General features: G+C 72.6%; 22 protein-coding genes and 1 tRNA gene. 11 read left to right on the forward strand and 12 right to left on the reverse strand.

Annotation, left to right across the window (positions count from 1 at the left end):
- Window positions 1-47: 47 nt before the first annotated feature.
- The gene (locus tag ACFYUZ_RS06470) at window positions 48-641 is read right to left on the reverse strand and encodes a TetR/AcrR family transcriptional regulator (protein WP_389306740.1); all 594 of its coding nucleotides are present in this window, start codon (window positions 639-641) and stop codon (window positions 48-50) included.
- Window positions 641-2224 (reverse strand): 3-hydroxyacyl-CoA dehydrogenase, encoded by a 1584-nt coding sequence (locus ACFYUZ_RS06475; RefSeq protein WP_389306741.1) that lies wholly within the window; start codon window positions 2222-2224, stop codon window positions 641-643. Before ACFYUZ_RS06475 ends, ACFYUZ_RS06470 begins: the two co-directional genes overlap by 1 nt.
- A 124-nt stretch (window positions 2225-2348) precedes the next feature.
- On the opposite strand from ACFYUZ_RS06475, the gene paaN reads away from it, so the two are divergent.
- Complete coding sequence (gene paaN / locus ACFYUZ_RS06480; protein WP_389306742.1) at window positions 2349-4046, forward strand: phenylacetic acid degradation protein PaaN; 1698 nt, start codon at window positions 2349-2351, stop codon at window positions 4044-4046.
- Between the two features lie 51 nt (window positions 4047-4097).
- Here paaN and ACFYUZ_RS06485 read toward each other — a convergent pair whose 3' ends face one another.
- From ACFYUZ_RS06485 to ACFYUZ_RS06495, 3 genes are read right to left on the reverse strand one after another with little or no spacing between them, the layout of a single operon-like run.
- Window positions 4098-4760, reverse strand: coding sequence for a TrmH family RNA methyltransferase (locus tag ACFYUZ_RS06485; RefSeq protein WP_389306743.1), 663 nt, complete (start codon window positions 4758-4760; stop codon window positions 4098-4100).
- Complete coding sequence (locus ACFYUZ_RS06490; protein WP_389306744.1) at window positions 4757-5998, reverse strand: HTTM domain-containing protein; 1242 nt, start codon at window positions 5996-5998, stop codon at window positions 4757-4759. The genes ACFYUZ_RS06485 and ACFYUZ_RS06490 overlap by 4 nt, the downstream gene beginning before the upstream one ends.
- Entirely contained in the window at window positions 5995-6663 is a 669-nt protein-coding gene (locus tag ACFYUZ_RS06495; RefSeq protein WP_389306745.1) for a DUF5819 family protein, read from the reverse strand. Before ACFYUZ_RS06495 ends, ACFYUZ_RS06490 begins: the two co-directional genes overlap by 4 nt.
- A gap of 286 nt (window positions 6664-6949) precedes the next feature.
- On the opposite strand from ACFYUZ_RS06495, the gene paaA reads away from it, so the two are divergent.
- The 6 genes from paaA to ACFYUZ_RS06525 all read left to right on the forward strand — a co-directional run bounded on the left by paaA (window position 6950) and on the right by ACFYUZ_RS06525 (window position 11820).
- Window positions 6950-7966: a 1,2-phenylacetyl-CoA epoxidase subunit PaaA gene (paaA, locus tag ACFYUZ_RS06500; RefSeq protein ID WP_389306746.1), complete on the forward strand. Its 1017-nt coding sequence runs from the start codon at window positions 6950-6952 to the stop codon at window positions 7964-7966.
- Window positions 7963-8250, forward strand: coding sequence for a 1,2-phenylacetyl-CoA epoxidase subunit PaaB (paaB, locus tag ACFYUZ_RS06505; RefSeq protein WP_030692422.1), 288 nt, complete (start codon window positions 7963-7965; stop codon window positions 8248-8250). Before paaA ends, paaB begins: the two co-directional genes overlap by 4 nt.
- Window positions 8247-8975, forward strand: coding sequence for a 1,2-phenylacetyl-CoA epoxidase subunit PaaC (gene paaC / locus ACFYUZ_RS06510; protein WP_389306747.1), 729 nt, complete (start codon window positions 8247-8249; stop codon window positions 8973-8975). Before paaB ends, paaC begins: the two co-directional genes overlap by 4 nt.
- On the forward strand, window positions 8969-9466 hold the full coding sequence (paaD, locus tag ACFYUZ_RS06515; RefSeq protein WP_356902366.1) for a 1,2-phenylacetyl-CoA epoxidase subunit PaaD: 498 nt from the start codon (window positions 8969-8971) through the stop codon (window positions 9464-9466). The genes paaC and paaD overlap by 7 nt, the downstream gene beginning before the upstream one ends.
- A complete protein-coding gene (locus ACFYUZ_RS06520) occupies window positions 9467-10555 on the forward strand; it encodes a 2Fe-2S iron-sulfur cluster-binding protein (protein ID WP_389306748.1) in 1089 nt (362 codons plus the stop codon). It abuts the gene before it with no gap.
- Window positions 10556-10686: 131 nt separating this feature from the next.
- Complete coding sequence (locus ACFYUZ_RS06525; RefSeq protein WP_389306749.1) at window positions 10687-11820, forward strand: acyl-CoA dehydrogenase family protein; 1134 nt, start codon at window positions 10687-10689, stop codon at window positions 11818-11820.
- A gap of 23 nt (window positions 11821-11843) precedes the next feature.
- On the opposite strand, the gene ACFYUZ_RS06530 is transcribed toward ACFYUZ_RS06525, so the two are convergent.
- The 4 genes from ACFYUZ_RS06530 to ACFYUZ_RS06545 all read right to left on the reverse strand — a co-directional run bounded on the left by ACFYUZ_RS06530 (window position 11844) and on the right by ACFYUZ_RS06545 (window position 16201).
- Window positions 11844-12188: a rhodanese-like domain-containing protein gene (locus ACFYUZ_RS06530; RefSeq protein WP_190155485.1), complete on the reverse strand. Its 345-nt coding sequence runs from the start codon at window positions 12186-12188 to the stop codon at window positions 11844-11846.
- Window positions 12189-12242: 54 nt separating this feature from the next.
- Window positions 12243-13157 carry a hypothetical protein gene (locus ACFYUZ_RS06535; RefSeq protein ID WP_389307025.1) on the reverse strand — a complete coding sequence of 305 codons (915 nt, stop codon included), beginning with the start codon at window positions 13155-13157 and terminating at the stop codon, window positions 12243-12245.
- A 284-nt stretch (window positions 13158-13441) separates the two neighbouring features.
- Window positions 13442-14902, reverse strand: coding sequence for a DUF2252 domain-containing protein (locus ACFYUZ_RS06540; protein WP_389306750.1), 1461 nt, complete (start codon window positions 14900-14902; stop codon window positions 13442-13444).
- A gap of 168 nt (window positions 14903-15070) precedes the next feature.
- On the reverse strand, window positions 15071-16201 hold the full coding sequence (locus ACFYUZ_RS06545; RefSeq protein ID WP_389306751.1) for a hypothetical protein: 1131 nt from the start codon (window positions 16199-16201) through the stop codon (window positions 15071-15073).
- Between the two features lie 143 nt (window positions 16202-16344).
- Between ACFYUZ_RS06545 and ACFYUZ_RS06550 the strand changes: the two genes are divergently transcribed.
- The gene (locus ACFYUZ_RS06550) at window positions 16345-16812 is read left to right on the forward strand and encodes a MarR family winged helix-turn-helix transcriptional regulator (protein ID WP_389306752.1); all 468 of its coding nucleotides are present in this window, start codon (window positions 16345-16347) and stop codon (window positions 16810-16812) included.
- Window positions 16813-16858: 46 nt separating this feature from the next.
- Here ACFYUZ_RS06550 and ACFYUZ_RS06555 read toward each other — a convergent pair whose 3' ends face one another.
- The 3 genes from ACFYUZ_RS06555 to ACFYUZ_RS06565 form a co-directional block, all read right to left on the reverse strand.
- The gene (locus tag ACFYUZ_RS06555; protein WP_389306753.1) at window positions 16859-17518 is read right to left on the reverse strand and encodes a response regulator; all 660 of its coding nucleotides are present in this window, start codon (window positions 17516-17518) and stop codon (window positions 16859-16861) included.
- Window positions 17519-17556: 38 nt separating this feature from the next.
- Window positions 17557-19263, reverse strand: coding sequence for a sensor histidine kinase (locus tag ACFYUZ_RS06560; RefSeq protein ID WP_389307027.1), 1707 nt, complete (start codon window positions 19261-19263; stop codon window positions 17557-17559).
- 282 nt (window positions 19264-19545) lie between these two features.
- Window positions 19546-19632 (reverse strand) — tRNA-Leu (locus tag ACFYUZ_RS06565).
- Window positions 19633-20087: 455 nt separating this feature from the next.
- Here ACFYUZ_RS06565 and ACFYUZ_RS06570 point away from each other — a divergent pair.
- The 3 genes from ACFYUZ_RS06570 (at window position 20088) to ACFYUZ_RS06580 (ending at window position 23141) form a co-directional block, all read left to right on the forward strand.
- Window positions 20088-20939, forward strand: coding sequence for an FhaA domain-containing protein (locus tag ACFYUZ_RS06570; RefSeq protein ID WP_389306754.1), 852 nt, complete (start codon window positions 20088-20090; stop codon window positions 20937-20939).
- Between the two features lie 10 nt (window positions 20940-20949).
- Window positions 20950-21471, forward strand: coding sequence for an FHA domain-containing protein (locus tag ACFYUZ_RS06575; protein WP_389306755.1), 522 nt, complete (start codon window positions 20950-20952; stop codon window positions 21469-21471).
- Between the two features lie 179 nt (window positions 21472-21650).
- Complete coding sequence (locus ACFYUZ_RS06580; protein ID WP_389306756.1) at window positions 21651-23141, forward strand: Stp1/IreP family PP2C-type Ser/Thr phosphatase; 1491 nt, start codon at window positions 21651-21653, stop codon at window positions 23139-23141.
- The last annotated feature ends 2 nt before the right edge of the window (window positions 23142-23143 follow it).

Genomic DNA, 23143 nt, shown 5'->3' on the forward strand with positions numbered 1-23143 from the left:
GCCGGCCGAGACCCGGCAAGGGGCCGCTCAACGGCCCGTACGACGCCTCAGCGGGCCGTCCGCAGCCCGTCGAAGGCCAGGTGGACGACGGTCTCGGCGAGCTTTTCCCGCTCCGCCGTCGTGTCCGGATGCGGCCGGTACCACTCCACCAGCGAGTTGATCATGCCGAAGAGGAGCCGGGTCGCGAGCCGGATGTCCACGTCGGCCCGCAGGTCCCCCTCGGCGGCGGCGGCCTTCAGCAGCTCGGCCACCCGGTGGTCGAACTCGCGGCGCCGTTCCATCGCCCACCGCTCGGTCCCGGTGTTGCCCCGCACCCGCAGCAGCAGCGTCACGTACGGCAGCTCCGCGATCAGCACCTCGACGGTGCGGCGCGTGACGTACTCGACCCGCTCGACGGCCCGGCCGCGCCCGGCGCCCGGCTCGTCCAGGATCGTGAAGAGCCCGTCGAGCGCCCGGCTGACCGCGCGCCGCAGCAGCTCCTCCTTGCCCGCCACGTGGTGGTAGATCGAGGACTTCGAGATCCCGGCCGCCTTGGACAGGTGCTCCATCGACGTGCCGTCGTAGCCGCGCTCGTTGAAGACCCGCACCGCGACCGACAGCAGCGTGTCGGGGGTGTACGTGTCGCGCTTCGCCGTGGTCATCAGGAGTCCTCCGCTTCCTCGGCGCAGCTCCGGCGCATGAGGGCGACGCTCGGGGCGTACCGTCCCGTCGGGTACCGCTCGTGCAGCTCCTGCAGCAGGTCCGCCGTACGCCGGTACCCCACCTCGGCGGCCCACTCCAGCGGGCCCGCCGGGTAGTTGACCCCGAGCCGCATCGCCGTGTCGACGTCCTCGGCGGTGGCGACCCCGCGGCCGACCGCGTCGGCCGCGACGTCGGCCAGCATCGCGACCGTACGGGCGACGATCATGCCGGGCACGTCGCCGATCACGGACACCTGCTTGCCCAGGGCCTGGAAGAGCCCCACGGCCTCGGCGAGGGTCTCGGGTGCCGTCCCCTCTCTGGTGGAGAGCACGATCCGGCTCGCGCGCGCGTAGTCGAGCGCGAGGTCGAAGTAGACGATCTCCTGCGCGTAGTACTCGAAGGAGGTCTCCCCGTCCGCGAGGCTGAGCTCACCGCCTCCCGGCAGCTTGATGTGCCCGCCCTCCCCCTTCTCGCGCCGGACCTCGATCCCGGCCTCCTCGAAGAGCGCGACGAGCGGCTCGGCGGGCCCCAGGTCTCCCTCGACGACGATCTCCGCCGGCGCCGGGGCCGGCGGCGCCGTCTGCGGCTCGGGCCGCTCGGCGCCCTCCGCGTACGAGAACCAGCCGTGCCCCGACTTGCGGCCGAGCCGCCCCGACTCGACGAGCCGCCGCTGCGCCAGCGAGGGGGTGAACTTGGGGTCCTGGTGGAAGGACTCCCACACCGACCGGGTGACGGCCTCGTTCACGTCCTGCCCGATGAGGTCGGTCAGCTCGAAGGGCCCCATCCGGAATCCGCCGCACTCGCGCAGGGCCGCGTCGATGGTGGCGGGATCGGCCCCGCCCTCCTCGAACACCCGCAGCGCCTCCGCGTAGAAGGGGCGGGCGACCCGGTTCACGATGAAGCCGGGGGTGTCCGCGCAGCGCACCGGCGTCTTGCCCCAGCCCTTCACCGTCTCGTACGCGCGCGTGGCGACGTCCGCGTCGGTGGCGAAGCCGCTGACGACCTCGACCAGGGGGAGCAGCGGCGCCGGGTTGAAGAAGTGCAGGCCGACGAACCGGCCGGGCAGCCGCAGCCCTCCCGCGATGGCGGTGACGGAGAGGGAGGAGGTGTTCGTGGCGAGGACGGTGCCGTCGCCGACGATCTCCTCCAGGTCGGCGAAGAGCCGCTGCTTGACCGAGAGGTCCTCGACGATCGCCTCGATCACGAGGGCGGCGTCCGCGAGCTCGGCGGGGTCCTCGGCGGCGTGCAGCCGGCCGGCGGCGGCCTCCCGCGCGGCGGCGTCGAGGCGCCCCTTCTCCACCAGCCGGTCCAGGCGGGCGGTGACGGCGGCGACGGCCTCGGCGGCCCGGCCGGGGGCGCTGTCGTAGAGGCGCACGGGGTGGCCGGCGACCAGCGCGACCTGGGCGATGCCCTGGCCCATGGTGCCGGTGCCGACGACGGCGACGACGCGGTCCCGCCCGATGGCGGTGCGGTCCTGCTCCACGGCGGCGGTCTCACTGGCGGTCACGTCGTCGCTCCCCCTGACGGTCACGTTGGCGCTCATAGGAGTGATCCTCCCCGATGGGTTCTCCACAGGATCGACGGACCCCCTTGTCCCGACCGATCGTTCGGTTACTCTAACTCCGTACGCGTCTCCCTGCCCAGCTCGACGAGGAGTTGGTCCATCGATGGCCACCGCTCAGCTGACCACCGACCGTCTGGCCGAGAAGCACCGGTCCACACTCGACCAGGCGCTCGCCACCATCCGCACCCGCGCCTACTGGTCGCCCTACCCCGAGCACCCGAAGGCGTACGGCGCGGACGGCTCGCTCGACGCCGCGGCGGGCCTCGCCGCCCACCAGTCCGCGCTGAACACCCGCTTCGACCTCGACCAGCCGGGCACCGACGGCTGGACCGGCGGGGAGACCTCGCCGTACGGCCCGTCGCTCGGCATCGAGTACCCGCACGCCGACCTCGACGTGCTGCTCCCCGCCATGCGCGCGGGCATGGGCGCCTGGCGGGACGCCGGCGCCGAGACCCGCGCCCTGGTCTGCCTGGAGATCCTCGCCCGGATCTCCGCCCGGACCCACGAGTTCGCCCACGCCGTCATGCACACCAGCGGCCAGGCGTTCATGATGGCCTTCCAGGCCGGCGGCCCGCACGCCCAGGACCGCGGCCTGGAGGCCGTGGCGTACGCGTACGAGGAGCAGACCCGCACGCCCGCCGGGCGGGCCGGCTGGTCCAAGCCGCAGGGCAAGCGCGACCCCCTGGAGCTGAGCAAGGAGTTCACCCCGGTCGGCCGCGGCATCGCGCTGGTCATCGGCTGCAACACCTTCCCCACGTGGAACGGCTACCCGGGCCTGTTCGCCTCCCTCGCCACCGGCAACCCGGTCGTGGTCAAGCCGCACCCGCGCGCCGTCCTGCCGCTCGCGCTGACGGTGAAGATCGCCCGCGAGGTGCTCGCGGAGACCGGCTTCGACCCGAACCTGGTCGCGCTCGCCGTCGAGCGCCCCGGCGAGGGCATCGCCAAGACCCTGGCCGTCCGCCCCGAGATCCGGATCATCGACTACACCGGCTCCACCGCCTTCGGCGACTGGCTGGAGGCCAACGCCCGGCAGGCCCAGGTCTACACCGAGAAGGCCGGCGTCAACACGGTCGTGGTCGACTCCACCGACGACTACAAGGGGATGCTGTCCAACCTGGCCTTCTCGCTGTCCCTGTACAGCGGCCAGATGTGCACCACCCCGCAGAACCTGCTGATCCCCCGCGACGGCATCACCACCGACCAGGGCCCGAAGTCGTACGACGAGGTCGTCGCCGACCTCGCGGCGGCGGTCGGCGGCCTGCTCGGCGACGACGCCCGGGCGAACGGTCTGCTCGGCGCCCTGGTCAACCCGGACGTGAAGGCGCGCCTGGAGGCCGCCGCCGGGCTCGGCGAGGTCGCGCTCGCCTCCCGCGAGGTGGTCAACCCGGAGTACCCGGACGCCGTGGTCCGGACGCCGGTCATCGTGAAGCTGGACGGCTCCAAGCCGGACGCCCAGGCCGCGTACTTCTCGGAGTGCTTCGGCCCCGTCTCCTTCGCCGTCTCGGTGGACTCCACCGCCGACGCCCTGGAGCTGCTGCGCCGCACGGTCCGTGAGAAGGGCGCGATGACGGTCGGCGCCTACACGACCTCGGCGGACACCGAGCGCGCGGTGGAGGAGGTCTGCCTGGAGGAGTCGGCCCAGCTCTCGCTGAACCTCACGGGCGGGGTGTACGTGAACCAGACGGCCGCGTTCTCCGACTTCCACGGCTCCGGGGGCAACCCGGCGGCGAACGCCGCGCTGTGCGACGGCGCCTTCGTCTCCAACCGCTTCCGGGTGGTGGAGGTCCGCCGCCAGGCCTGATCCGCGGTCTCGTGGAGGCCCTCCGGGGCCTCCACGAGAGCCCGCGAGAGGTCAGGGAGCCTCGATCTCCGCGTACCGCTGCACCCACGCGTGCATGGCGATCGCGGCGGCCGCGCCGGCGTTGATCGACCGGGTCGAGCCGAACTGGGCGATCGAGCAGACCATCTCCACATGGGCACGGGCCTCCTCGGTGAGCCCTGGGCCCTCCTGTCCGAAGAGCAGCACGCAGCGGCGGGGCAGCACGGTCCGCTCCAGCGGGACAGCGCCCGGCAGGTTGTCGATCCCGATGACGGGGATGCCCTCGGCCGCCGCCCACGCGGTCAGCGACTCGGTGTCCGGGTGGTGCCGGACGTGCTGGTAGCGGTCGGTGACCATGGCACCCCGGCGGTTCCAGCGGCGGCGGCCCACGATGTGGACCTCCTTCGCCAGGAAGGCGTTCGCGGTCCGCACGACCGAGCCGATGTTGAAGTCGTGGCCCCAGTTCTCCACCGCCACGTGGAAGTCGTGGCGCCGGGTGTCCAGATCGGCGACGACCGCCTCGCGCGTCCAGTACCGGTAGCGGTCCACGACGTTGCGCCGGTCGCCGCCGGCGAGCAGTTCGGGGTCGTACCGCTCGTCCCGCGGCCACGGCTCCGGGTGCGGCCCGACGCCGATCTCGGGGCCGAACCCCTCGTCGTACTGGACCGGCTCGGGCTGTTCTTCCGTGGTGCTCACCCGACGAGGGTACGGGGGCCGGGCTCCTCGGCCGTACGGCGCTGCTCGGGCAGCGTCCCGGCGGGGGTCCGCCTCAGCAGCCGGTCCCTGCCCCCGGCCACCCGGGCGCCCAGCCACACCAGGAACGCCGTCGGCAGGAACACGGCGTCGGCGGAGATCATCGCGAGCGAGAAGACGGGCAGTCCGAGGAGCACCGCGATCCCGGCGTGCTCCATCATCATCGCGACCAGCAGGACGTTCTTGACCTTGCGGTTGAAGAGCGTGAAGGGGAAGGCGACCTGGACGATGACCGTGCCGTAGGACAGCAGCATCACCATGACCCCGCTGGCGCCGAGCAGCTCGGAGAGGGCCGGCCAGGGCGAGAAGTAGTCCAGGTGCAGCGGGTAGAACAGCGCGGTCCCGTCCTGCCAGCGCGAGCCCTGGATCTTGTACCAGCCCGCCGTGGCGTAGATCAGGCAGACCTCGGCCATGATCACCACGAGGGCGGCGTTGTGCGCGAGGTTCGCCAGGACGTCGAGGAGGGTGCGCGGCTCCCCGGGGGCGATCCGGCAGACCAGCCACCACAGCCCGTTGCCGAGCCACAGCACCCACAGCAGCACCGGCACCCACCACTCGCCGGAGACGTCGCTGAACCAGGTGGCGGCGAGGAGGAAGCCGCCGAGCACCACCCACAGCAGCGGTCCGGCGACATCGCGGCGCGCGGGCTCCCCGGCCCGGGCCGCGCGGTCCTCACGGGCCGCCCGCCGGGCGTCCAGGGACCACACCCGGCCGCAGCGGGTGAAGACGAGGTAGATCGAGACGATGTGCAGGACGTTGTCGCCGCCGTCGCCCACGAAGACGGAGCGGTTCAGCAGCGAGAGCACGCCGACCATGAAGACCACGGACACGGCCCGGGTCCGCCAGCCGACGAGGAGCAGCGCGGCCGAGAGCACCGCGAGCCCGTAGACGGCCTCGAACCAGATCCGGCCGTCCGACCACAGGAGCACCGTGAAGGCCCGGTTGTCGGCGATCAGCCGCTGCGCCAGCTCCCAGGACCAGGGGCCGTCGGGTCCGTACAGCTGGTGCCGGTGGGGCAGCTCGCGCAGCAGGAAGAGCAGCCAGGTCAGCGAGAAGCCGATCCGGATGATCGCGCTCTGGTACGGGGCGAGGGGACGGCTCGTGACGGCCTGCACCCCGCGGGCGAGCCGGCGGGCGAAGGGTTCGCGGGCACGCGCGGGCGTGGCGGTGGACGTGCTCATCGGCCCGCCTCCGTGCGGCTCGTGACGGCGCCGGCGGTCCGGTCGGCGTCGGTGATCGTCCACCACGGGAAGTCGCGGTAGGAGGGGGTGGTCCGCGTCCTCTCGGTGCTCCACCGGGCGGCGGGGACGGTCCGGGAGACGGTGCGGAGCTGGATGCGCCGCGCGTCGGGGCCGACGGTCCGCCCGTCGGGTCCTTCGACGGCTCCGAGCCTGAGCATCGCGATCCGGCGGATGTACTGCTCCGAGAGGGTGCCGCGCAGTCCGTTGGGGCTGTTGTCGTCGTCGTGCGTGTTGAGGTAGAAGTCCACGGCCCTGCGGAGCTGGTTCTGCTGCGCGTGGCTGGGCATCGGGTTGTGGCGGATCCCCTCGATGTCCTGGGCGGTGAGGTCGATCCAGCCGGTGGTGCGGCGGCCCCCGTCGGCGCCGGCGAGCTCGGCCCGGACCTCGACGGAGATGTTCGCCTGGAGCGGGTTGGGCGCGAAGAGCTTCCAGTTCTGCTCGAACTCGGGGTAGATCCAGTCGCCGACGGCCTCGCCGTGCCGCTTGGTCAGCGTGTTGGACGGCGCCACGTGCAGGAACACCATCGCCAGGTGGACGCAGGCGAACACGCCGACGACGGCGAGCGACACGGCGGCGACGACCTGGTACGGCAGCGAGAGGGACATGATCCCGGCACCGGCCCCCTCGGCACCGGAAGGGGCACCGGGGGCGTCCGGGGCCCCGGAAGGGGTGGCCGACGGATTCTCGAGGTGATTCGGCCCGTGGACCGGCGGGTCCTCGGGGGGTCTGCGCCCGTCGTCACTCATCTCGACCGCGTCCTTTTCGACGTACGCGTCCATCCCGCCCCGATCCCGATCAGCCCACCTCGGTTATCCACAGGGTTGACACCATACGGGCCGCCGACCCACCATTGAAGTCATTCAACCGAACGATCGGTCGGTAGGGGGTCTGATGACCGCAGTGACGGCAGGGACGGCAGGGACCACGGGCGCGCCCGGCGTGTCGGACACGGCCGCGGCGGCCGAGCAGGCCGCCTACGAGGCCGTGTTCGACGCCGCCGTCGCCGCCGACGAGCGGATCGAGCCGCGCGACTGGATGCCCGAGGCCTACCGCGCCTCCCTCGTCCGGCAGATCGCGCAGCACGCCCACTCCGAGATCATCGGCATGCAGCCCGAGGCGAACTGGATCACCCGCGCGCCCTCGCTGCGCCGCAAGGCGATCCTCATGGCCAAGGTGCAGGACGAGGCCGGCCACGGCCTGTACCTGTACAGCGCGGCGGAGACCCTCGGCACCAGCCGCGACGAGCTCCTCGACAAGCTCCACTCCGGCCGCCAGAAGTACTCCTCCATCTTCAACTACCCCACGCTGACCTGGGCCGACGTCGGCGCGATCGGCTGGCTCGTGGACGGCGCCGCGATCACCAACCAGGTCCCCCTCTGCCGCTGCTCCTACGGCCCGTACGCCCGCGCGATGGTCCGGGTCTGCAAAGAGGAGTCCTTCCACCAGCGCCAGGGGTACGAGGCACTGCTCGCCCTCTCCCGCGGCACCGAGGCCCAGCACGCGATGGCCCAGGACGCCGTGAACCGCTGGTGGTGGCCCTCGCTGATGATGTTCGGCCCCCCGGACGACGAGTCCACCCACACCGCCCAGGCGATGGCCTGGAAGATCAAGCGCCACTCCAACGACGAACTGCGCCAGCGCTTCGTCGACATCGCCGTGCCGCAGGCCGAGGCCCTCGGCCTCACCCTCCCCGACCCCGACATCCGGTGGAACGAGGAGCGCGGGCACTACGACTTCGGCCCGATCGACTGGACCGAGTTCTGGGACGTCCTCAAGGGCAACGGCCCCTGCAACGACCAGCGGCTGAGCAAGCGACGCCAGGCCCACGAGGACGGCGCCTGGGTCAGAGAAGCGGCGGCGGCCTACGCGGACAAGCACACCGGAAAGCACGGGGAGGCACAGGCATGACGACCGACGGTTGGCCGCTGTGGGAGGTGTTCGTGCGCTCCCGCCGCGGACTGTCCCACACCCACGCGGGCAGTCTCCACGCACCCGACGCGGAGATGGCCCTGCGCAACGCCCGCGACCTCTACACCCGCCGGTCCGAAGGCGTGTCCATCTGGGTCGTCCCCTCCACGGCCATCACCGCCTCCTCGCCCGACGAGAAGGACCCCTTCTTCGAGCCGGCCGCGGACAAGCCCTACCGCCACCCGACCTTCTACGAGATCCCGGAAGGGGTGAAGCACCTGTGACCGGCACCACCGACACCCTCACCGCCGCCGCGGCGCTCGCCCTCGGCGACGACGCCCTCGTCCTCTCCCACCGCCTGGGGGAGTGGGCCGGCGCCGCCCCCGTCCTGGAGGAGGAGGTCGCCCTGGCCAACATCGCCCTCGACCTCCTCGGCCAGGCCCGGGTCCTGCTCTCCCTCGTCGGCGACGAGGACGAACTCGCCTACCTCCGCGAGGAGCGCTCCTTCCGGAACAGCCAGCTCGTCGAGCAGCCGAACGGCGACTTCGCCCACACCATCGCCCGGCAGCTGTACTTCTCCACCTACCAGCACCTCCTCTACGGACGGCTGGCCTCCGGCGACGGCCCCTTCGCCGGCCTCGCGGCCAAGGCCGTCAAGGAGGTCGCCTACCACCAGGACCACGCCGAGCACTGGACCCTCCGCCTCGGCGACGGCACCACCGAGAGCCACCGGCGGATGCAGCTCGCCTGCGACGCCCTCTGGCGGTACACCGGCGAACTGTTCCAGCCCGTCGACGGCCTCGACCTGGACCTCCCGGCGCTGGAGACCGCCTGGCTGGACTCCGTCACCGACGTCCTCGGCCGGGCCACGCTCACCGTGCCCTCCGGACCGCGCACCGGCGCCTGGAGCGCGGGCGCCGGCCGGCAGGGCCTCCACACCGAGTCCTTCGGACGGATGCTCGCCGAGATGCAGCACCTGCACCGCAGCCACCCGGGGGCGACATGGTGACCATGACGGCCCTGGAGGAGGAACTGAGCCGCATCGCCGGCTCCGTCCCCGATCCGGAGCTGCCCGTCCTCACCCTGGAGGAACTCGGCGTCATGCGGGGCGTGCAGGTCCTCGGCCCCGGCCGGGTCGAGGTCTCCCTCACCCCCACCTACACGGGCTGCCCCGCCATCGAGGCCATGGCCTCCGACATCGAGCAGGCCCTCCACCGGCACGGCGTGCCGGACGTCACCGTCGTCACGGTCCTCGCCCCGGCCTGGTCCACCGACGACATCAGCGAGGAGGGACGCCGCAAACTCACCGAGTTCGGCATCGCCCCGCCCCGCCCCCAGGGACCCGCCGGCGGCCCCGTGCCCCTCACCCTGGCGATCCGCTGCCCGCACTGCGGATCCACCGACACCGAGCTCCTGAGCCGCTTCTCCTCCACCGCGTGCAAGGCGCTGCGCCGCTGCACCGCCTGCCGCGAACCGTTCGACCACTTCAAGGAGTTGTAGATGGTGTCCTCAGCCGCCGGACGGGCCGGGTTCCATCCGCTCCGGGTGAGCGAGGTCGACCGCCTCACGGACGACTCCGTGGCCGTCACCTTCGCGGTCCCGCCCGAACTCCACGAGGCGTACCGGCACCTCCCCGGACAGCACCTCGCCCTGCGCCGCACCGGCGAGCAGGGCGAGGAGATCCGGCGCACGTACTCGATCTGCGCCCCCGCCTCCCCGGCCGGCGAACCCCCCGTCCTGCGCGTCGGCATCCGACTCGTCGACGGCGGCTCGTTCTCGACGTACGCGCTCAAGGAACTGGCCGTCGGCGACCTCGTCGAGGTCATGGAGCCGATGGGCCGCTTCTCGCTCACCCCCTGCCCCGGCCACTTCGCCGCCGTCGTCGGCGGCAGCGGCATCACCCCGGTGCTCTCGATGGCGGCCACCCTGCTCGCCCGCGAGCCGGAGGCCCGGTTCTGCCTGATCCGCAGCGACCGCACCGCCGCGTCCACGATGTTCCTCGACGAGGTCGCCGACCTCAAGGACCGCTACCCGGACCGCTTCCAGCTCGTCACCGTGCTCTCCCGCGAGGAGCAGCAGGCAGGCCTGCCCTCCGGTCGCCTCGACCGCGAGCGGCTCGCCGAACTGCTGCCCGCGATGCTGCCGGTCGACACGATCGACGGCTGGTTCCTCTGCGGCCCCTTCGGACTCGTCCAGGGCGCCGAACAGGCACTGCGCGGCCTGGGCGTCGACCGCGGCCGGATCCACCAGGAGATCTTCCACGTCGACGACGGCTCCGCGCCCGCCCCCGCCCCCGCGGCGGACGCCCCGGCGCACGCCACCCTGACGGCCACCCTGCACGGCCGGTCCGGCACCTGGCCGGTGGAGCGCGGTGAAACGCTCCTCGACACCGTGCTCCGCGCCCGCGCGGACGCCCCGTACGCCTGCAAGGGCGGGGTGTGCGGCACCTGCCGCGCCTTCGTCGTCGGCGGAGAGGTGCGGATGGACCGCAACTTCGCCCTGGAGCCGGAGGAGACGGAAGCCGGATACGTCCTGGCCTGCCAGTCCCATCCGGCCACCCCGGACGTGGAGTTGGACTTCGACCGCTGACGATTCTCGAGCACTGACGAAGTGGCGGCGCCGCCGAAGTACGGTCGGCGCCGCCATTCCCTTCCCCTAGAACCTGTTCTATCTTGACGATCCGTCAGACATCCAGGCGTCGGCAACGGGAAGGCAGCACAGTGGACTTCACCTTCACCGAGGAACAGCAGGCGGCCGTCGAAGCCGCCAAGGCGGTCTTCTCGGACGTCGCACCCGACGCGGTGCCCAGCCCCGCCCTCACCCCGGGCGCCGTGGCCGAGGACTTCGACCGGCCGCTCTGGACACGCCTCGCCGCCGCCGACCTCCTCGGACTCACCCTGGACCCCGAGCACGGCGGCGCCGGCCTCGACCCCGTCGCCCTCTGCCTCGTCCTGCGCGAATCCGCCCGCGTCCTCGCCCGCGTCCCGCTCCTGGAGACCAGCGCCGTCGCCCTCACCGTCGAGCGGTACGCGCACCCCCGCACGGCCGCCGCACTGCTCCCCCGCATCACCCGCGGCGAACTCGTCCTCACCGCCGCCGCCCACGGACGCACCGGCCACGAACCCGCCGCCCACGCCGTCACCGCGCGCCGCGACGCCACCGGCTGGACCCTCGACGGCCTCCAGACCGCCGTCCCCTGGGCCCACCGCGCCGACGTCATCGCCGTACCCGCACGCACCACCGAGGGCGGCACCGTCCTCGCCCTGCTGCCCCGCACCCACGACGGCCTCGGCCTCACCGACCAGTACTCCACCAACGGCGAGCTCCTCGCCGAACTCCGCCTCGACGCCGTCCACCTCGACGACACGGACGTCATCGACACCGACGGCGCCTGGGAACGACTGCGCGACATCCTCACCACCGGCACCTGCGCGCTCGCCCTCGGCCTGGGAGAGGCCGTCCTCGCCATGACGAGCCAGTACACCGGAAAACGCGAACAGTTCGGCCACCCCGTGGCCACCTTCCAGGCCGTCGCCGTCCAGACCGCCGACCGCTACATCGACCTACGCGCCATGGAAGCCACGCTCTGGCAGGCCGCCTGGCGCCTCTCCCACGACACCGACGGACCGCTGCCCACGGCGGGGGACATCGCCGTCGCCAAGATCTGGGCCTCCGAAGGAGTCCGCCGCGTGGTGCAGACCGCCCAACACCTGCACGGCGGCTTCGGCGCGGACACCGACTACCCGCTGCACCGCTACCACGCCTGGGCCAAGCACCTCGAACTGTCCCTCGGCCCCGCGGCCGCCCACGAGGAGGCCCTCGGCGACCTGCTGGCCACCCACCCCCTCGACTGACGCCCCCGAGGGCCGTGGAAGGCTCAGAGGACGAAGGCCGGGCTTCCGCTCTCCGCCACCATCGGACGCCCGGCGCCGTCCCAGGCGAGCATCCCGCCGTCCACGTTCACCGCGTCGAAACCCTGCTGCACCAGGTACTGGGTGACCTGCGCAGAACGGCCCCCCACCCGGCACATCACATAGGCCCGACCACGCTCGGCCACGGCCTCCGTCACCTCACCGAAACGGGCCACGAAGTCACTCATCGGCACGTGCAGCGCACCCTCGACATGACCGGCCGCCCACTCGTCGTTCTCCCTGACGTCCAGCACCAGGGCATCGGCCGGCACGGAAGCCGCGTCCACGGAGGGCAGCGGGGAGAAATTCATGGGAAGGGCCTTCTCTCGTCAGAACCGCCCGAACGACTCGGGCGCACGGAAAAACTACTGCACCAGCCCGGCCAGCTCGTTCTCCCGCTCGGAGACCTGCGCGAGCAGCTGCTCGGCGATCTCCTCCAGGAGCTGGTCCGGATCGTCCGGCGCCATCCGCAGCATCGCGCCGATCGCGCTCTCCTCCAGCTCGCGCGCCACCGCCGACAGCATGTCCTTGCGCTCGGCCAGCCACTCCAGACGCGCGTACAGCTCCTCGCTCTCGCCGAGCCGCTCCTCGGCGGGCACCGGCCCGGCCTCCCACTCCGCGGACAGCTCCCGCAGCAGCGCCTCGTCGCCCCGGGCATAGGCGGCGTTCACGCGCGTGATGAACTCCTCACGCCGCTTCCGCTCGTCCTCCTCGAGCGCCAGGTCGGGATGGGCCTTGCGGGCCAGCTCGCGGTAGAGCCTGCGGGCCTCCTCGCCGGGGCGGACCCGCTTCGGCGGCTGCACCGGCCGGTCGGTGAGCATCGCGGCGGCCTCGGGGGAGAGGCCGTCGGTGTCGATCCAGTCGTTGAACAGCTCCTCCACGCCGGGCATCGGCAGCACCGCGGCCCGCGCCTCCTGCGCCCGGCGCAGGTCCTCGGGGTCCCCGGTCCGCGCCGCCCGCGCCTCGGCGATCCGCGCGTCGAGCTCGTCGAGCCGCGCGTACATCGGCCCGAGCTTCTGGTGGTGCAGCCGCGAGAAGTTCTCCACCTCGACCCGGAAGGTCTCGACGGCGATCTCGAACTCGATCAACGCCTGCTCGGCCACCCGCACGGCCCGCTCCAACCGAGCCTCAGGCCGCTGGTCCCCCACCTGGGCACCCGCGCCCTCCGGGCCCCCGACCTGCGGATCTCCGGCCTCGGCGTCCACGGCCTCCTGCGCCCCGGCCTGCGGTCCACCGACCTGGGCGTCCACGGCCTGCGGGCCCCCGACCTGCGGGTCCATGGCCTCCGGGTCTGCGACCTGTGGATCCACAGCCTGCGGATCCACAGCCTCCGGGTCCGCGACCTGCCGCGTGCCGACCCGCGGGTCCGCAGACGGCCGGCCACCGGGCTCCTCGGCCTCGGGTCGCTCGTCCCCGGGTCCCTCGTTCACACCCTGGTCCACGCTCACGTCCACGCCCGCCAAGTCCTCGTTCCGCCTCGTCCCACCCAGCCTACGGTCCTCGCGGGGGGGCCTCCCCCCTCCCTCCCCTCCCCCGTTTTTGCTCTCGTCGCCCCCGCCGGGCGTCAGACGCCCGGTTCCGCCGCCACGCGACCCGTGCGGACGGCCGAGAGCAGGTCGGCGTGGTCCTCGGTGGTGCGGTCGGCGTACGCGACGGCGAAGGAGGCGACGGCCTCGTCGAGCTCCTCGTTCTTGCCGCAGTAGCCGGATATCAGGCGCGGGTCGGCGCTGTGGGCGTGCGCGCGGGCGAGCAGGGCCCCGGTCATCCGCCCGTAGTCGTCGAGCTGGTCCGCGGTGAGGGCGGCGGGGTCGACGCTGCCCTTGCGGTTGCGGAACTGCCGCACCTGGAACGGACGCCCCTCGACCGTGGTCCAGCCCAACAGGATGTCGCTGACGACCTGCATCCGCTTCTGTCCGAGCACCACGCGCCGCCCCTCGTGGCCGGCGTCCGGCACGGTGAATCCGGCGGCCCGCAGATGCGGCAGCAGGGCCGACGGCCGGGCCTCCTTCACCTGGAGCACCAGCGGCTCGCCCCGGTGGTCGAGCAGCAGCACCACATAGGAGCGGGTGCCGACGCTTCCGGTGCCGACCACCCGGAAGGCCACGTCGTGGACGGCGTACCGGGCCAGGAGCGGCAGTCTGTCCTCGGACACGGTCTCCAGGTACGCGCCGAGGGATGCGGCGACCTCGGCCGCCTCGGCGTCCGGGACCCTGCGCAGCACCGGGGGAGCGTCCACGAACCTGCGGCCGCCGCCCTCGGCGTCCGTCACGGCCTCGGTCGACCGGGCGGCGAACCGGGCGCTCGTGTTGTTGCGGGCCTTGGCGGAGACCCGCTCCAGGGTGCCGAGGAGGTCGCGGGCGTCGGTGTGCGAGACGAGTTCCTCGTCGGCGATCGCGTTCCAGGCGTCGAGGACGGGCAGCCGGGCGAGCAGGCGCATGGTGCGCCGGTACGCGCCGACGGTGTCGAACGCGGCGGCCCGGCACACGTCCTCGTCCGCTCCCACTTCCCGTCCGGCGAGGACGAGGGAGGTGGCGAGTCGCTTGAGGTCCCACTCCCAGGGGCCGACGACGGTCTCGTCGAAGTCGTTGAGGTCCATGACGAGCCGTCCGCGCGCGTCACCGTAGAGACCGAAGTTGGCGGCGTGCGCGTCGCCGCATATCTGGGCGGCGATCCCGGTGACGGGCGTCCCGACGAGGTCCTGGGCCATGAGTCCGGCGGAGCCGCGCAGGAAGGCGAAGGGGCTCGCCGCCATCCTGCCGACCCGTATCGGCGCGAGCTCGGGGACCCGGCCCCGGTTCGATTCCTCGACGGCGCGCACGGCGTCGGGGCGGTCGGCGGCGAGGGCCGGCCGGTCGTGCGAGGAGCGGGGCACCCGCTCGCGCAGCTGCTTGCCCCGGTCCTTGGGGGAGACCCCGGTGGTGAGGGCGGCGCGGCGCGCGAAGCCCGGCACGTGCGGGACGCGTGCCCCGTCCTGCCTTTCGTCCGTACCGCGCTGGCCTGGCACGACGGCCCGGATCCCGTCCATGGGACGCCTCCCCCGATGTGATGTCCGACATCATCCGGCCCTGACCGTACCGCCGTTCACGATCACCCGTCTCCCCCTGTGGACAACGCCCCGCGAGCCTGTGGACAACCCCGGGAGGAAGCCCCTGCGCCAGGCTTCCGGAGCAGGCCTCGGCCCCTGGACCGCCCCTCAGACCGCGACGGCCTCCTCCATCTCCTCCTCGGCCTCGGCCCGGGCCCGGGCATCGACGCCGGCATCGGCATCGGCGCCGTCCTCGACCGCCCCCGTGGTCCCCGTGGTCGCCGCGGTTCCCGGCGTCCCCGGTGCCCGGCCCCGGCCGGCGGCCGCCTGCTTCCGCCGGGACTCCGTGAGTCCGGCGAGGACGACGAGCGTGACGCCGGCGAGGAGCCACAGGGCGAGGACGAGGACGTGCCCGCCGAGCCCGTGGCCGTCGAAGTAGACGTGAGCGCGCACGCCCTCGACGAAGCCCGCGCCGTTCCAGAAGGCGTGCAGCGCGCCGAAGAAGCCGGGCTGGAGCTCGGGCCGGTAGATGCCGCCGGAGCTCGTGAAGTTGAGCATGACGAAGAGGACCATCACGCCGAGCGTGGTCCAGCGCCGCAGGAAGGTGTGCAGGCCGACGCCGACGGCGAGGATCCCCGCCGCGTACAGCCAGGACATCGCCCAGACACCGCCGAGGCCCTGGTCGACCAGGTGGAAGAGCGGGCCGGCGAAGAGGGTGCCGATCAGGCTGACGACGAGCGACATGCCGGCGGCGAGGAGCGCCCTGGTCCGCATGGGCAGGACGGCTCCGGCTCCTCCGATGACGGCGACGGAGGCGTACGAGCCGATGCTGAGGGCGACGAGCAGGAAGAAGACGCCCTGGCCCGTGGGGTCGCCGGAGGCGGTGGGGGCGACGTCGGTGACCTCGAGGGGCGCGCCCTGTCCGGCGGCGACCTCGGTGAAGACCTTCTCGACGGCCATGGCGCTGGTGTCGGAGGAGCCGGAGGCGACGAGCAGTTCGGGCTTCGCGCCGGGGACGTAGGCGCCGAAGCTGCGCTGTTCGCGCAGTGCGGAGACGGCGGTGTCCCGGTCGGCGACGGTGCGGACGTCGAGGGCGCCGGCGCCCTTGTCCTGGAGCGTCTGCGCGAGGACCTGGGTGGCGGGACCGGAGCCGACGACGTCGACGCGCAGGTCGTGGGGTTCGGGCGCGTGGAAGGCGCCGAGGTAGGCGAGTCCCATGCCGACGCACATCAACAGGGGGGTGAGCAGATGTCCGAGGACATGCCGCAACGCGCCGCTGGTGTTCGGTCCTGCGGACACCGAGACCTCCATGGTTGGCTTTTACAACTAAATAACCGTTGTACTATACAACCGAAAGTTCGTGAGAGGCGACCCGCCCCGAACAACCCCGACCGCCGGCGACGCACCGGCGGCCACGCACCGACCACAACAGGGAGCGCACGATGACCGGCGCCGCAGAGCCACCCCGTGAGGCGTCGGTGGACGTCATCCAGCGCGAGCTGACCGCCTTCGCACGCAGGGCCCGTGCCGCGGCGGCCCGGGTCCACCCCGAACTCCCGCTCGTCTCGTACACGTTGCTCGCCCACATCGAGGAGCAGCGCGGCTGCCGCGCCACCGACCTCGCGGCCCACTACTTCCTGGACAAGTCGACGGTGAGCCGCCAGGTCGCCGGCCTGGAGAAGCTGGGCTTCGTGGAGCGCCGCCCCGCTCCCGACGACCACCGGGTGCAGGTGCTGCACCCCACCGAGGCCGGCACCCGGGTCCTCGCCGCGGCCCAGACGAGCCGCATGGCCGCCTTCCAGGAACGCCTGGAGGACTGGTCGGCCGAGGACCTCGCCCACTTCGCCGCGTACCTGCTGCGCTACAACGCCGCGGCCGCGAGCCCCCTCCCCGGCACCCCGGCGAACTGACCCCGGCCTTCACACGCCGTCCCCCGGCGCCGGCCCCTCCTGCGGGCTACAGCCCCGCGTCCCGCGCGAGCAGCGCCGCCTGCACGCGGTTCTCGCAGTCCAGCTTGGCCAGGATCCGGCTCACGTACGTCTTCACGGTGGCCTCGCTCATGTGCAGCCGCTTCCCGGCGTCCGCGTTGGAGAGCCCTTCGCCGAGGAGTGCCAGGACGTCCCGCTCCTTCTCGCTGAGCGCCGCCACCCGTGCCCGCGCCTGCTCGGCGCGTTCCACCTCCCGGCCCATGGCCAGCCGTTCCACCACGTGCCGGGTCGCAGCCGGCGACAGATACGCGTCCCCCGCCGCGGCCGCCCGCACCGCCCGGATCAGCTCGGCGGGCGCCGTGTCCTTGAGCAGGAAGCCGGCGCCCCCGTGCTCCAGGGCCCGCAGCACGTTCTCCCGCTCCCCGAAGGTCGTCAGGACGATCACGCGGGCCGCGGGCGCGGCCCGGCGCAGCTCCGGCAGTGCGGAGAGGCCGTCGAGCACCGGCATCTGGATGTCGAGCAGCACCACGTCGGCGGCGTGCGCCCGGGCGGCCTCGACCGCCTCCCGCCCGTCGGCGGCCTCCCCGACGACCTCGATCTCCGGGTCCGAGATGAGGATCATCCGGATCCCGGCCCTGATCAGAGGCTCGTCGTCGGCGATCACGACCCTGATGGGCTGCCCTGCCACTGCTTCTCCCCCACGCCTCCGGTACGGGCCGTCCAGCGCTAGCGCTGCTCGACCGAGTACGACTTCTTCTCGATCAGCTTGCCGTCCTTGAAGCAGAACCGGAAAACGGGCTCCTTGTCATAGGCATCGCCCATGTCCGAGGACATCAGCACCAGGCAACTGGAGCCCGCCGGCCTGGTGGGCCCCGTGCCGTCCAGTCCCGCCGTGGCTATGGTGTCGCCCGGGGGCAGCTGGTCACGGACCTCCTTCTCGGCCGTCCCGACCTTCACCGCCTCGTACTGCGCGGGGTCGATCATGCCGTCCTTCACGGAGCCCATGAGGAAGTAGAGGCCGAAGCCCCCCGCCACCACCAGCAGGACGAGTGCCGCGAACGCGATACCGCAGCCCAGTGCGACCGCCCCGCCCGTGCTCCTGCCCCTGCCCCCACGCATCGCCATCGCCAGCTCCCGCTCCGTGAACGTCCAGTCGGCCGGTCCGACCTGGACCGGACGACCATCGCCCACCAGCGGCTTCGTGGTCTGCTGTCGGAAGTCGTCGGCCGCATCGACCAAAGGCGCTGCCTCGGCGACCGGCGCCGCCCCGTACGGCAGCATCCCGGCGACCCGGAACCCGCCGCCGTCGGCCGGGCCCGCATGGCACATGCCGCCCACCAGACGGGCCCGCTCGGCGAGGCCGGTCAGCCCCTGCCCGCCGCTCACCACGTCCTTCACCGGACCGTCCACCGGCTCGCCGTTGACGATCTCCACGACGAAGGTGTCCGGCTCGTACCGCAGCTCGACGCCGATCGGCGCCCCCGGCGCGTACTTGTAGGCGTTGGTCAGGGCCTCCTGCACGATCCTGTACGCGGCGTGGTCGGCGGCCGGCGCCAGTGGTCTCTCGTCCCCCAGCCGCCGCAGTCCGACGGAGGTGCCGGCCGCCCGGGCCGCCGCCACGAGTCCCTCGATGCCGGCGGTCCCGCGCGCGGCCCGCCCCGTCTCGTCCCCGGCCGGGGCGGGCGCCGACGGGGTGCCGTCCTCCGCCGCGACCCCGTCGCGGAGTATCCCGACGACCTCCCGCAGTTCGTGCATGGCGGTCACCGAGGCGTTCCGCAGGACGCCGACCACCTCGCGCTGCCGCTCGCCCAGCTCCCGGTCCACTTCGAGGGCGCCCGTGTGCACGGCGATCAGCGCCAGCTGGTGACCGAGGCTGTCGTGCATGTCCTGGGCGATCCGCTGCCGCTCGCGCAGCCTGGCCTGCCAGACCACCATGTTCCGCTCGCGCAGCAGCTGCGCGTTGCGCTCCTGGAGCGCGTGCAGCAGGGTCCTCCGCTGGGTCCAGTAGCGGTGGGCGAGGCCGGGGGCCAGCGTGGTGCCCAGGTAGTAGAGGGTGGCCATGAAGGCGACGGTGAGGAGCCGCTGCCGGTCCCAGGTCTCCAGGAGCGTCCCGCCGACGTTCAGGACGAAGGCGGCGATGAACGCGGCCAGCGCCCGCCCGGGGCTGGCGACGTACCGACCGGACGACCAGCCGAGCACGATGAGCAGGGGCCCGAGGCCGGGCAGGAAGGGCGCGAGGCCGGCGGTCAGGACGAGCACGCCCGCGGGGAGTCTGCGCCGCAGCAGCGACAGCACGGCCGCGCCCGCGGCGACGGCGGCCAGCCGCCATCCCTCGCCGCCCAGGAGCTCCTCGGAGCCCGCCGCCAGCAGCGCGACGACCACGGCGAGGGCCACCTCACCGGTGATCCTGCGCCGTGACCAGCGCCCGGGCATCACGAGCCAGTTCCACCAGGCGGCGGCCCTGGCCGCGGTCCCCCGAGCGGTCCGGCCCTCCGACTTCGGCATCGCGGCCCGGCCCCCCGACTTCGACATAGCGTCCACGCTCGAACCCTAGGCAGCGCCCCGCACCCCGGGCTTCCCTCTTTCGTCTCGCCCTCGGAAGACAAAAGTCGCGGCCCTGCGCGCCCTCGGCACGAGCCCCCGACGTGGGAAGGCTCACATCCGCCCCGGCATACGCGGAAGCCCCGTAGGTCGATGACCTACGGGGCTTCCGTCTGGTGCGCGAGGGGGGAGTTGAACCCCCACGCCCTTGCGGGCACTGGAACCTGAATCCAGCGCGTCTGCCTATTCCGCCACCCGCGCATTGGGTGATCTCCCTGCCCTCTCGCTTTTCAGCGGGAGCGCCTGGCGACATCTGAAGATTAGCACGTCGCAGACCGTGGATTCACATCCGTTGTTTCGCCCCCGCTCCCGGAGAACAAGGAGAGGGGGGAGGGGCGACGTGACCGGGTGGGGCGCGAGCCGGAAGGAGCGGGCACGTCCGGGAGGGGGAGGCGGGAGAGGAGGGGGAAGAAGGACGGCGGAGGAGAGGAAGAAGGAGGGCGAAGGGGACGGACCGGTCCGGAACCCCGGCCCGAGCCTCCGCTCCCACAGCCGGGTGCGGGACACTGTCCACAGGCCGCCTCTACGATCCGTGGGGAAAGCCTGTGAGAGGTGACACTCGTCCACAGGGCAGAGAAGGGGAACCAGCCGATTTCCCGACGCGTGGATACGATCAGTAAGCAGTACCAGGGCGACAACGACGGAGGAGGTGCCCCATGGGAGTCCTGAAGCGTTTCGAGCAGCGTCTCGAAGGTCTGGTCAACGGCACCTTCGCCAAGGTCTTCAAGTCCGAGGTCCAGCCCGTCGAGATCGCCGGCGCGCTCCAGCGCGAGTGCGACAACAACGCGACGATCTGGAACCGCGAGCGGACGGTCGTCCCCAACGACTTCATCGTGGAGCTGAGCACGCCGGACTACGAGCGTCTCAGCCCCTACTCGGGCCAGCTCGGCGACGAGCTCGCCGGCCTGGTCAGGGACTACGCGAAGCAGCAGCGGTACACCTTCATGGGCCCGATCAAGGTCCACCTGGAGAAGGCCGAGGACCTCGACACCGGCCTGTACCGGGTCCGCAGCCGCACGCTGGCGTCGAGTACGTCACAGCCCCAACCACAGCAGCCCCAGCAGCAGGGCCGCGGCGGCTACGGGTACCCCCCGGCCGGCGCCCCGCCCATGCCCGCCTCCCCGCCTCCGGGCGCGCCCGGCCACCGGCCGACGGCGCCCGCCGGGCGGCCGGCGGGCGGTCCCGGATCCATGCCCGGCCCCGCCACCCACGGCGGAGCGGGCGCTCCGGTGCGCCGCTGGATCGAGATCAACGGCACCCGCCACCAGATCTCCCGCCCGACCCTGGTCCTCGGCCGCAGCACCGACGCGGACGTGAGGATCGACGATCCCGGCGTCTCCCGCCGGCACTGCGAGATCCGGACCGGAACGCCCTCGACGATCCAGGATCTGGGATCCACCAACGGCATCGTGGTGGACGGGCAGCACACCACCCGCGCTACGCTCCGCGACGGCTCGCGGATCGTCGTGGGCAGCACCACCATCGTTTACCGGCAAGCCGAAGGGTGAAGCGGGGGCAATGTCAGAGCTGACCCTGACGGTCATGCGGTTGGGTTTCCTGGCCGTTCTGTGGCTGTTCGTCATCGTGGCCGTCCAGGTCATTCGCAGTGATCTGTTCGGCACACGGGTCACCCAGCGCGGTTCGCGCCGCCAGGAGGCGCGACCCCAGCAGAACGCGCGCCAGGCGGCGGCCACGCCTCCGCAGCAGCGCGGCCAGCAGAACGCGGGGGGCCGCCAGCGCCGCGGCGCACCGACCAAGCTGGTCGTCTCCGAGGGCACCCTCACCGGCACGACCGTCGCCCTCCAGGGCCAGACGATCACGCTGGGCCGGGCGCACGACTCGACGATCGTGCTCGACGACGACTACGCCTCCAGCCGCCACGCCAGGATCTACCCGGACCGGGACGGCCAGTGGATCGTCGAGGACCTCGGGTCCACCAACGGCACCTACCTCGACCGGACCCGCCTCACCACCGCCACGCCGATTCCGCTGGGCGCGCCGATCCGCATCGGCAAGACCGTCATCGAGCTTCGGAAGTAGTGCCACGACATGAATGAGCGCGAGCGGAGCGAGCGAGCCGGGACGGTCCCCGCCGCGGGACGTGCCGCGCTCCCGACCGGAGCGACTGAATCGACCGGTGTGACCGGAGCGACCGGAGGGTGGGCAGTGTGGGTCGAGACCGGCTCTACCCCGATGCAGCGTCGACAGGGCAGGTGCGCATGACTCTGTCCCTGCGATTCGCCGCGGGCTCGCACAAGGGCATGATCCGCGAGGGCAACGAGGACTCGGGCTACGCCGGGCCCCGGCTGCTCGCCATCGCCGACGGCATGGGCGGACAGGCCGCCGGCGAGGTCGCCTCCTCCGAGGTGATCTCCACGCTCGTCACGCTCGACGACGACGTCCCCGGCTCCGACATCCTCACCTCGCTCGGTACGGCGGTGCAGCGCGCCAACGACCAGCTGCGGATGATGGTCGAGGAGGACCCGCAGCTGGAGGGCATGGGCACCACGCTCACCGCCCTCCTGTGGACCGGCCAGCGGCTCGGGCTCGTGCACGTCGGGGACTCCCGCGCCTACCTGCTCCGCGACGGCGTCCTCACCCAGATCACCCAGGACCACACCTGGGTCCAGCGCCTCGTCGACGAGGGCCGGATCACCGAGGAAGAGGCCACCACCCACCCGCAGCGCTCGCTCCTCATGCGCGCGCTCGGCAGCGGCGACCACGTCGAACCCGACCTCTCCATCCGTGAGGTCCGGGTCGGCGACCGCTACCTGATCTGCTCCGACGGCCTGTCCGGCGTGGTCTCCCACCAGACCCTCGAGGACACCCTCGCCAGCTACCAGGGCCCGCAGGAGACCGTGCAGGAGCTGATCCAGCTCGCGCTGCGCGGCGGCGGCCCCGACAACATCACGGTGATCGTGGCCGACGTCCTCGACGTCGACGGCGGCGACACCCTCGCCGGTCACCTCAGCGACACCCCGGTCATCGTGGGCGCCGTCGCCGAGAACCAGGCGCAGCTGAACGACGGGGGGGCGATGCAGACCCCGGCCGGCCGCGCCTCGGGCCTCGGGCGCACCGCGCCGCACCACCAGCCGCCCGCCGGCGGCTTCGGCCCGCCCGGCAGCGGCGACGACCACGGCTACGGCGGCATGCCCCCGCAGGGCTCCTTCGACTCGTACACGGACGACGACTTCGTCAAGCCGCGCACCGGCCGCAAGTGGCTCAAGCGCTCCTTCTTCCTCGTCCTCGTCCTCGCGCTCCTCGGCGGCGGGCTGTACGGCGGCTGGCGCTGGACGCAGACGCAGTACTTCGTGGGTTCCAAGGACCAGCACGTGGCGCTGTACCAGGGCATCAGCCAGGACCTGGCGTGGGTGTCGCTCTCGAAGGTCGAGAAGGACCACCCCGAGATCGAACTCAAGTACCTCCCCGCCTACCAGCGGAAGCAGGTCGAGGACACGATCGCGGGCGGCAGCCTCGGCAAGGCCGAGACGAAGATCTCGGAGCTGGCCCTGCAGGCCTCGGCCTGCAAGAAGGCCGAGCAGCGGCACGCCGCCGCCGAGAAGGCCGCCGACCAGGCGAGCAAGCCGCCGGCCACCCAGAAGCCCGGCACCGCCACTCCTGAATCCAAGCCCACCACAGCCGCTCCGTCCCCGGGTCCCACCCTCACCGCGGAGGAGCAGAAGCTGGCCTCGAACTGCGGCAAGCAGTAAGC

Origin of the sequence: Streptomyces sp. NPDC004266 (assembly GCF_042874095.1) — a bacterium.
Lineage (GTDB): Bacteria > Actinomycetota > Actinomycetes > Streptomycetales > Streptomycetaceae > Streptomyces.

What these genes read in the sequence shown, in the direction of transcription:
- paaB (WP_030692422.1), top strand. Translation starts at nt 7,963, where the DNA reads ATGACGACCGACGGTTGGCCGCTGTGGGAGGTGTTCGTGCGCTCCCGC.
- paaN (WP_389306742.1), top strand. Translation starts at nt 2,349, where the DNA reads ATGGCCACCGCTCAGCTGACCACCGACCGTCTGGCCGAGAAGCACCGG.
- ACFYUZ_RS06575 (WP_389306755.1), top strand. Translation starts at nt 20,950, where the DNA reads ATGTCAGAGCTGACCCTGACGGTCATGCGGTTGGGTTTCCTGGCCGTT.
- ACFYUZ_RS06550 (WP_389306752.1), top strand. Translation starts at nt 16,345, where the DNA reads ATGACCGGCGCCGCAGAGCCACCCCGTGAGGCGTCGGTGGACGTCATC.
- ACFYUZ_RS06560 (WP_389307027.1), bottom strand. Translation starts at nt 19,263, where the DNA reads ATGCCCGGGCGCTGGTCACGGCGCAGGATCACCGGTGAGGTGGCCCTC.
- ACFYUZ_RS06580 (WP_389306756.1), top strand. Translation starts at nt 21,651, where the DNA reads ATGACTCTGTCCCTGCGATTCGCCGCGGGCTCGCACAAGGGCATGATC.
- ACFYUZ_RS06475 (WP_389306741.1), bottom strand. Translation starts at nt 2,224, where the DNA reads ATGAGCGCCAACGTGACCGTCAGGGGGAGCGACGACGTGACCGCCAGT.
- ACFYUZ_RS06520 (WP_389306748.1), top strand. Translation starts at nt 9,467, where the DNA reads ATGGTGTCCTCAGCCGCCGGACGGGCCGGGTTCCATCCGCTCCGGGTG.
- ACFYUZ_RS06490 (WP_389306744.1), bottom strand. Translation starts at nt 5,998, where the DNA reads ATGAGCACGTCCACCGCCACGCCCGCGCGTGCCCGCGAACCCTTCGCC.
- ACFYUZ_RS06495 (WP_389306745.1), bottom strand. Translation starts at nt 6,663, where the DNA reads ATGTCCCTCTCGCTGCCGTACCAGGTCGTCGCCGCCGTGTCGCTCGCC.
- paaD (WP_356902366.1), top strand. Translation starts at nt 8,969, where the DNA reads ATGGTGACCATGACGGCCCTGGAGGAGGAACTGAGCCGCATCGCCGGC.
- ACFYUZ_RS06570 (WP_389306754.1), top strand. Translation starts at nt 20,088, where the DNA reads ATGGGAGTCCTGAAGCGTTTCGAGCAGCGTCTCGAAGGTCTGGTCAAC.
- ACFYUZ_RS06530 (WP_190155485.1), bottom strand. Translation starts at nt 12,188, where the DNA reads ATGAATTTCTCCCCGCTGCCCTCCGTGGACGCGGCTTCCGTGCCGGCC.
- ACFYUZ_RS06540 (WP_389306750.1), bottom strand. Translation starts at nt 14,902, where the DNA reads ATGGACGGGATCCGGGCCGTCGTGCCAGGCCAGCGCGGTACGGACGAA.
- ACFYUZ_RS06535 (WP_389307025.1), bottom strand. Translation starts at nt 13,157, where the DNA reads ATGGACCCGCAGGTCGGGGGCCCGCAGGCCGTGGACGCCCAGGTCGGT.
- ACFYUZ_RS06470 (WP_389306740.1), bottom strand. Translation starts at nt 641, where the DNA reads ATGACCACGGCGAAGCGCGACACGTACACCCCCGACACGCTGCTGTCG.
- paaA (WP_389306746.1), top strand. Translation starts at nt 6,950, where the DNA reads ATGACCGCAGTGACGGCAGGGACGGCAGGGACCACGGGCGCGCCCGGC.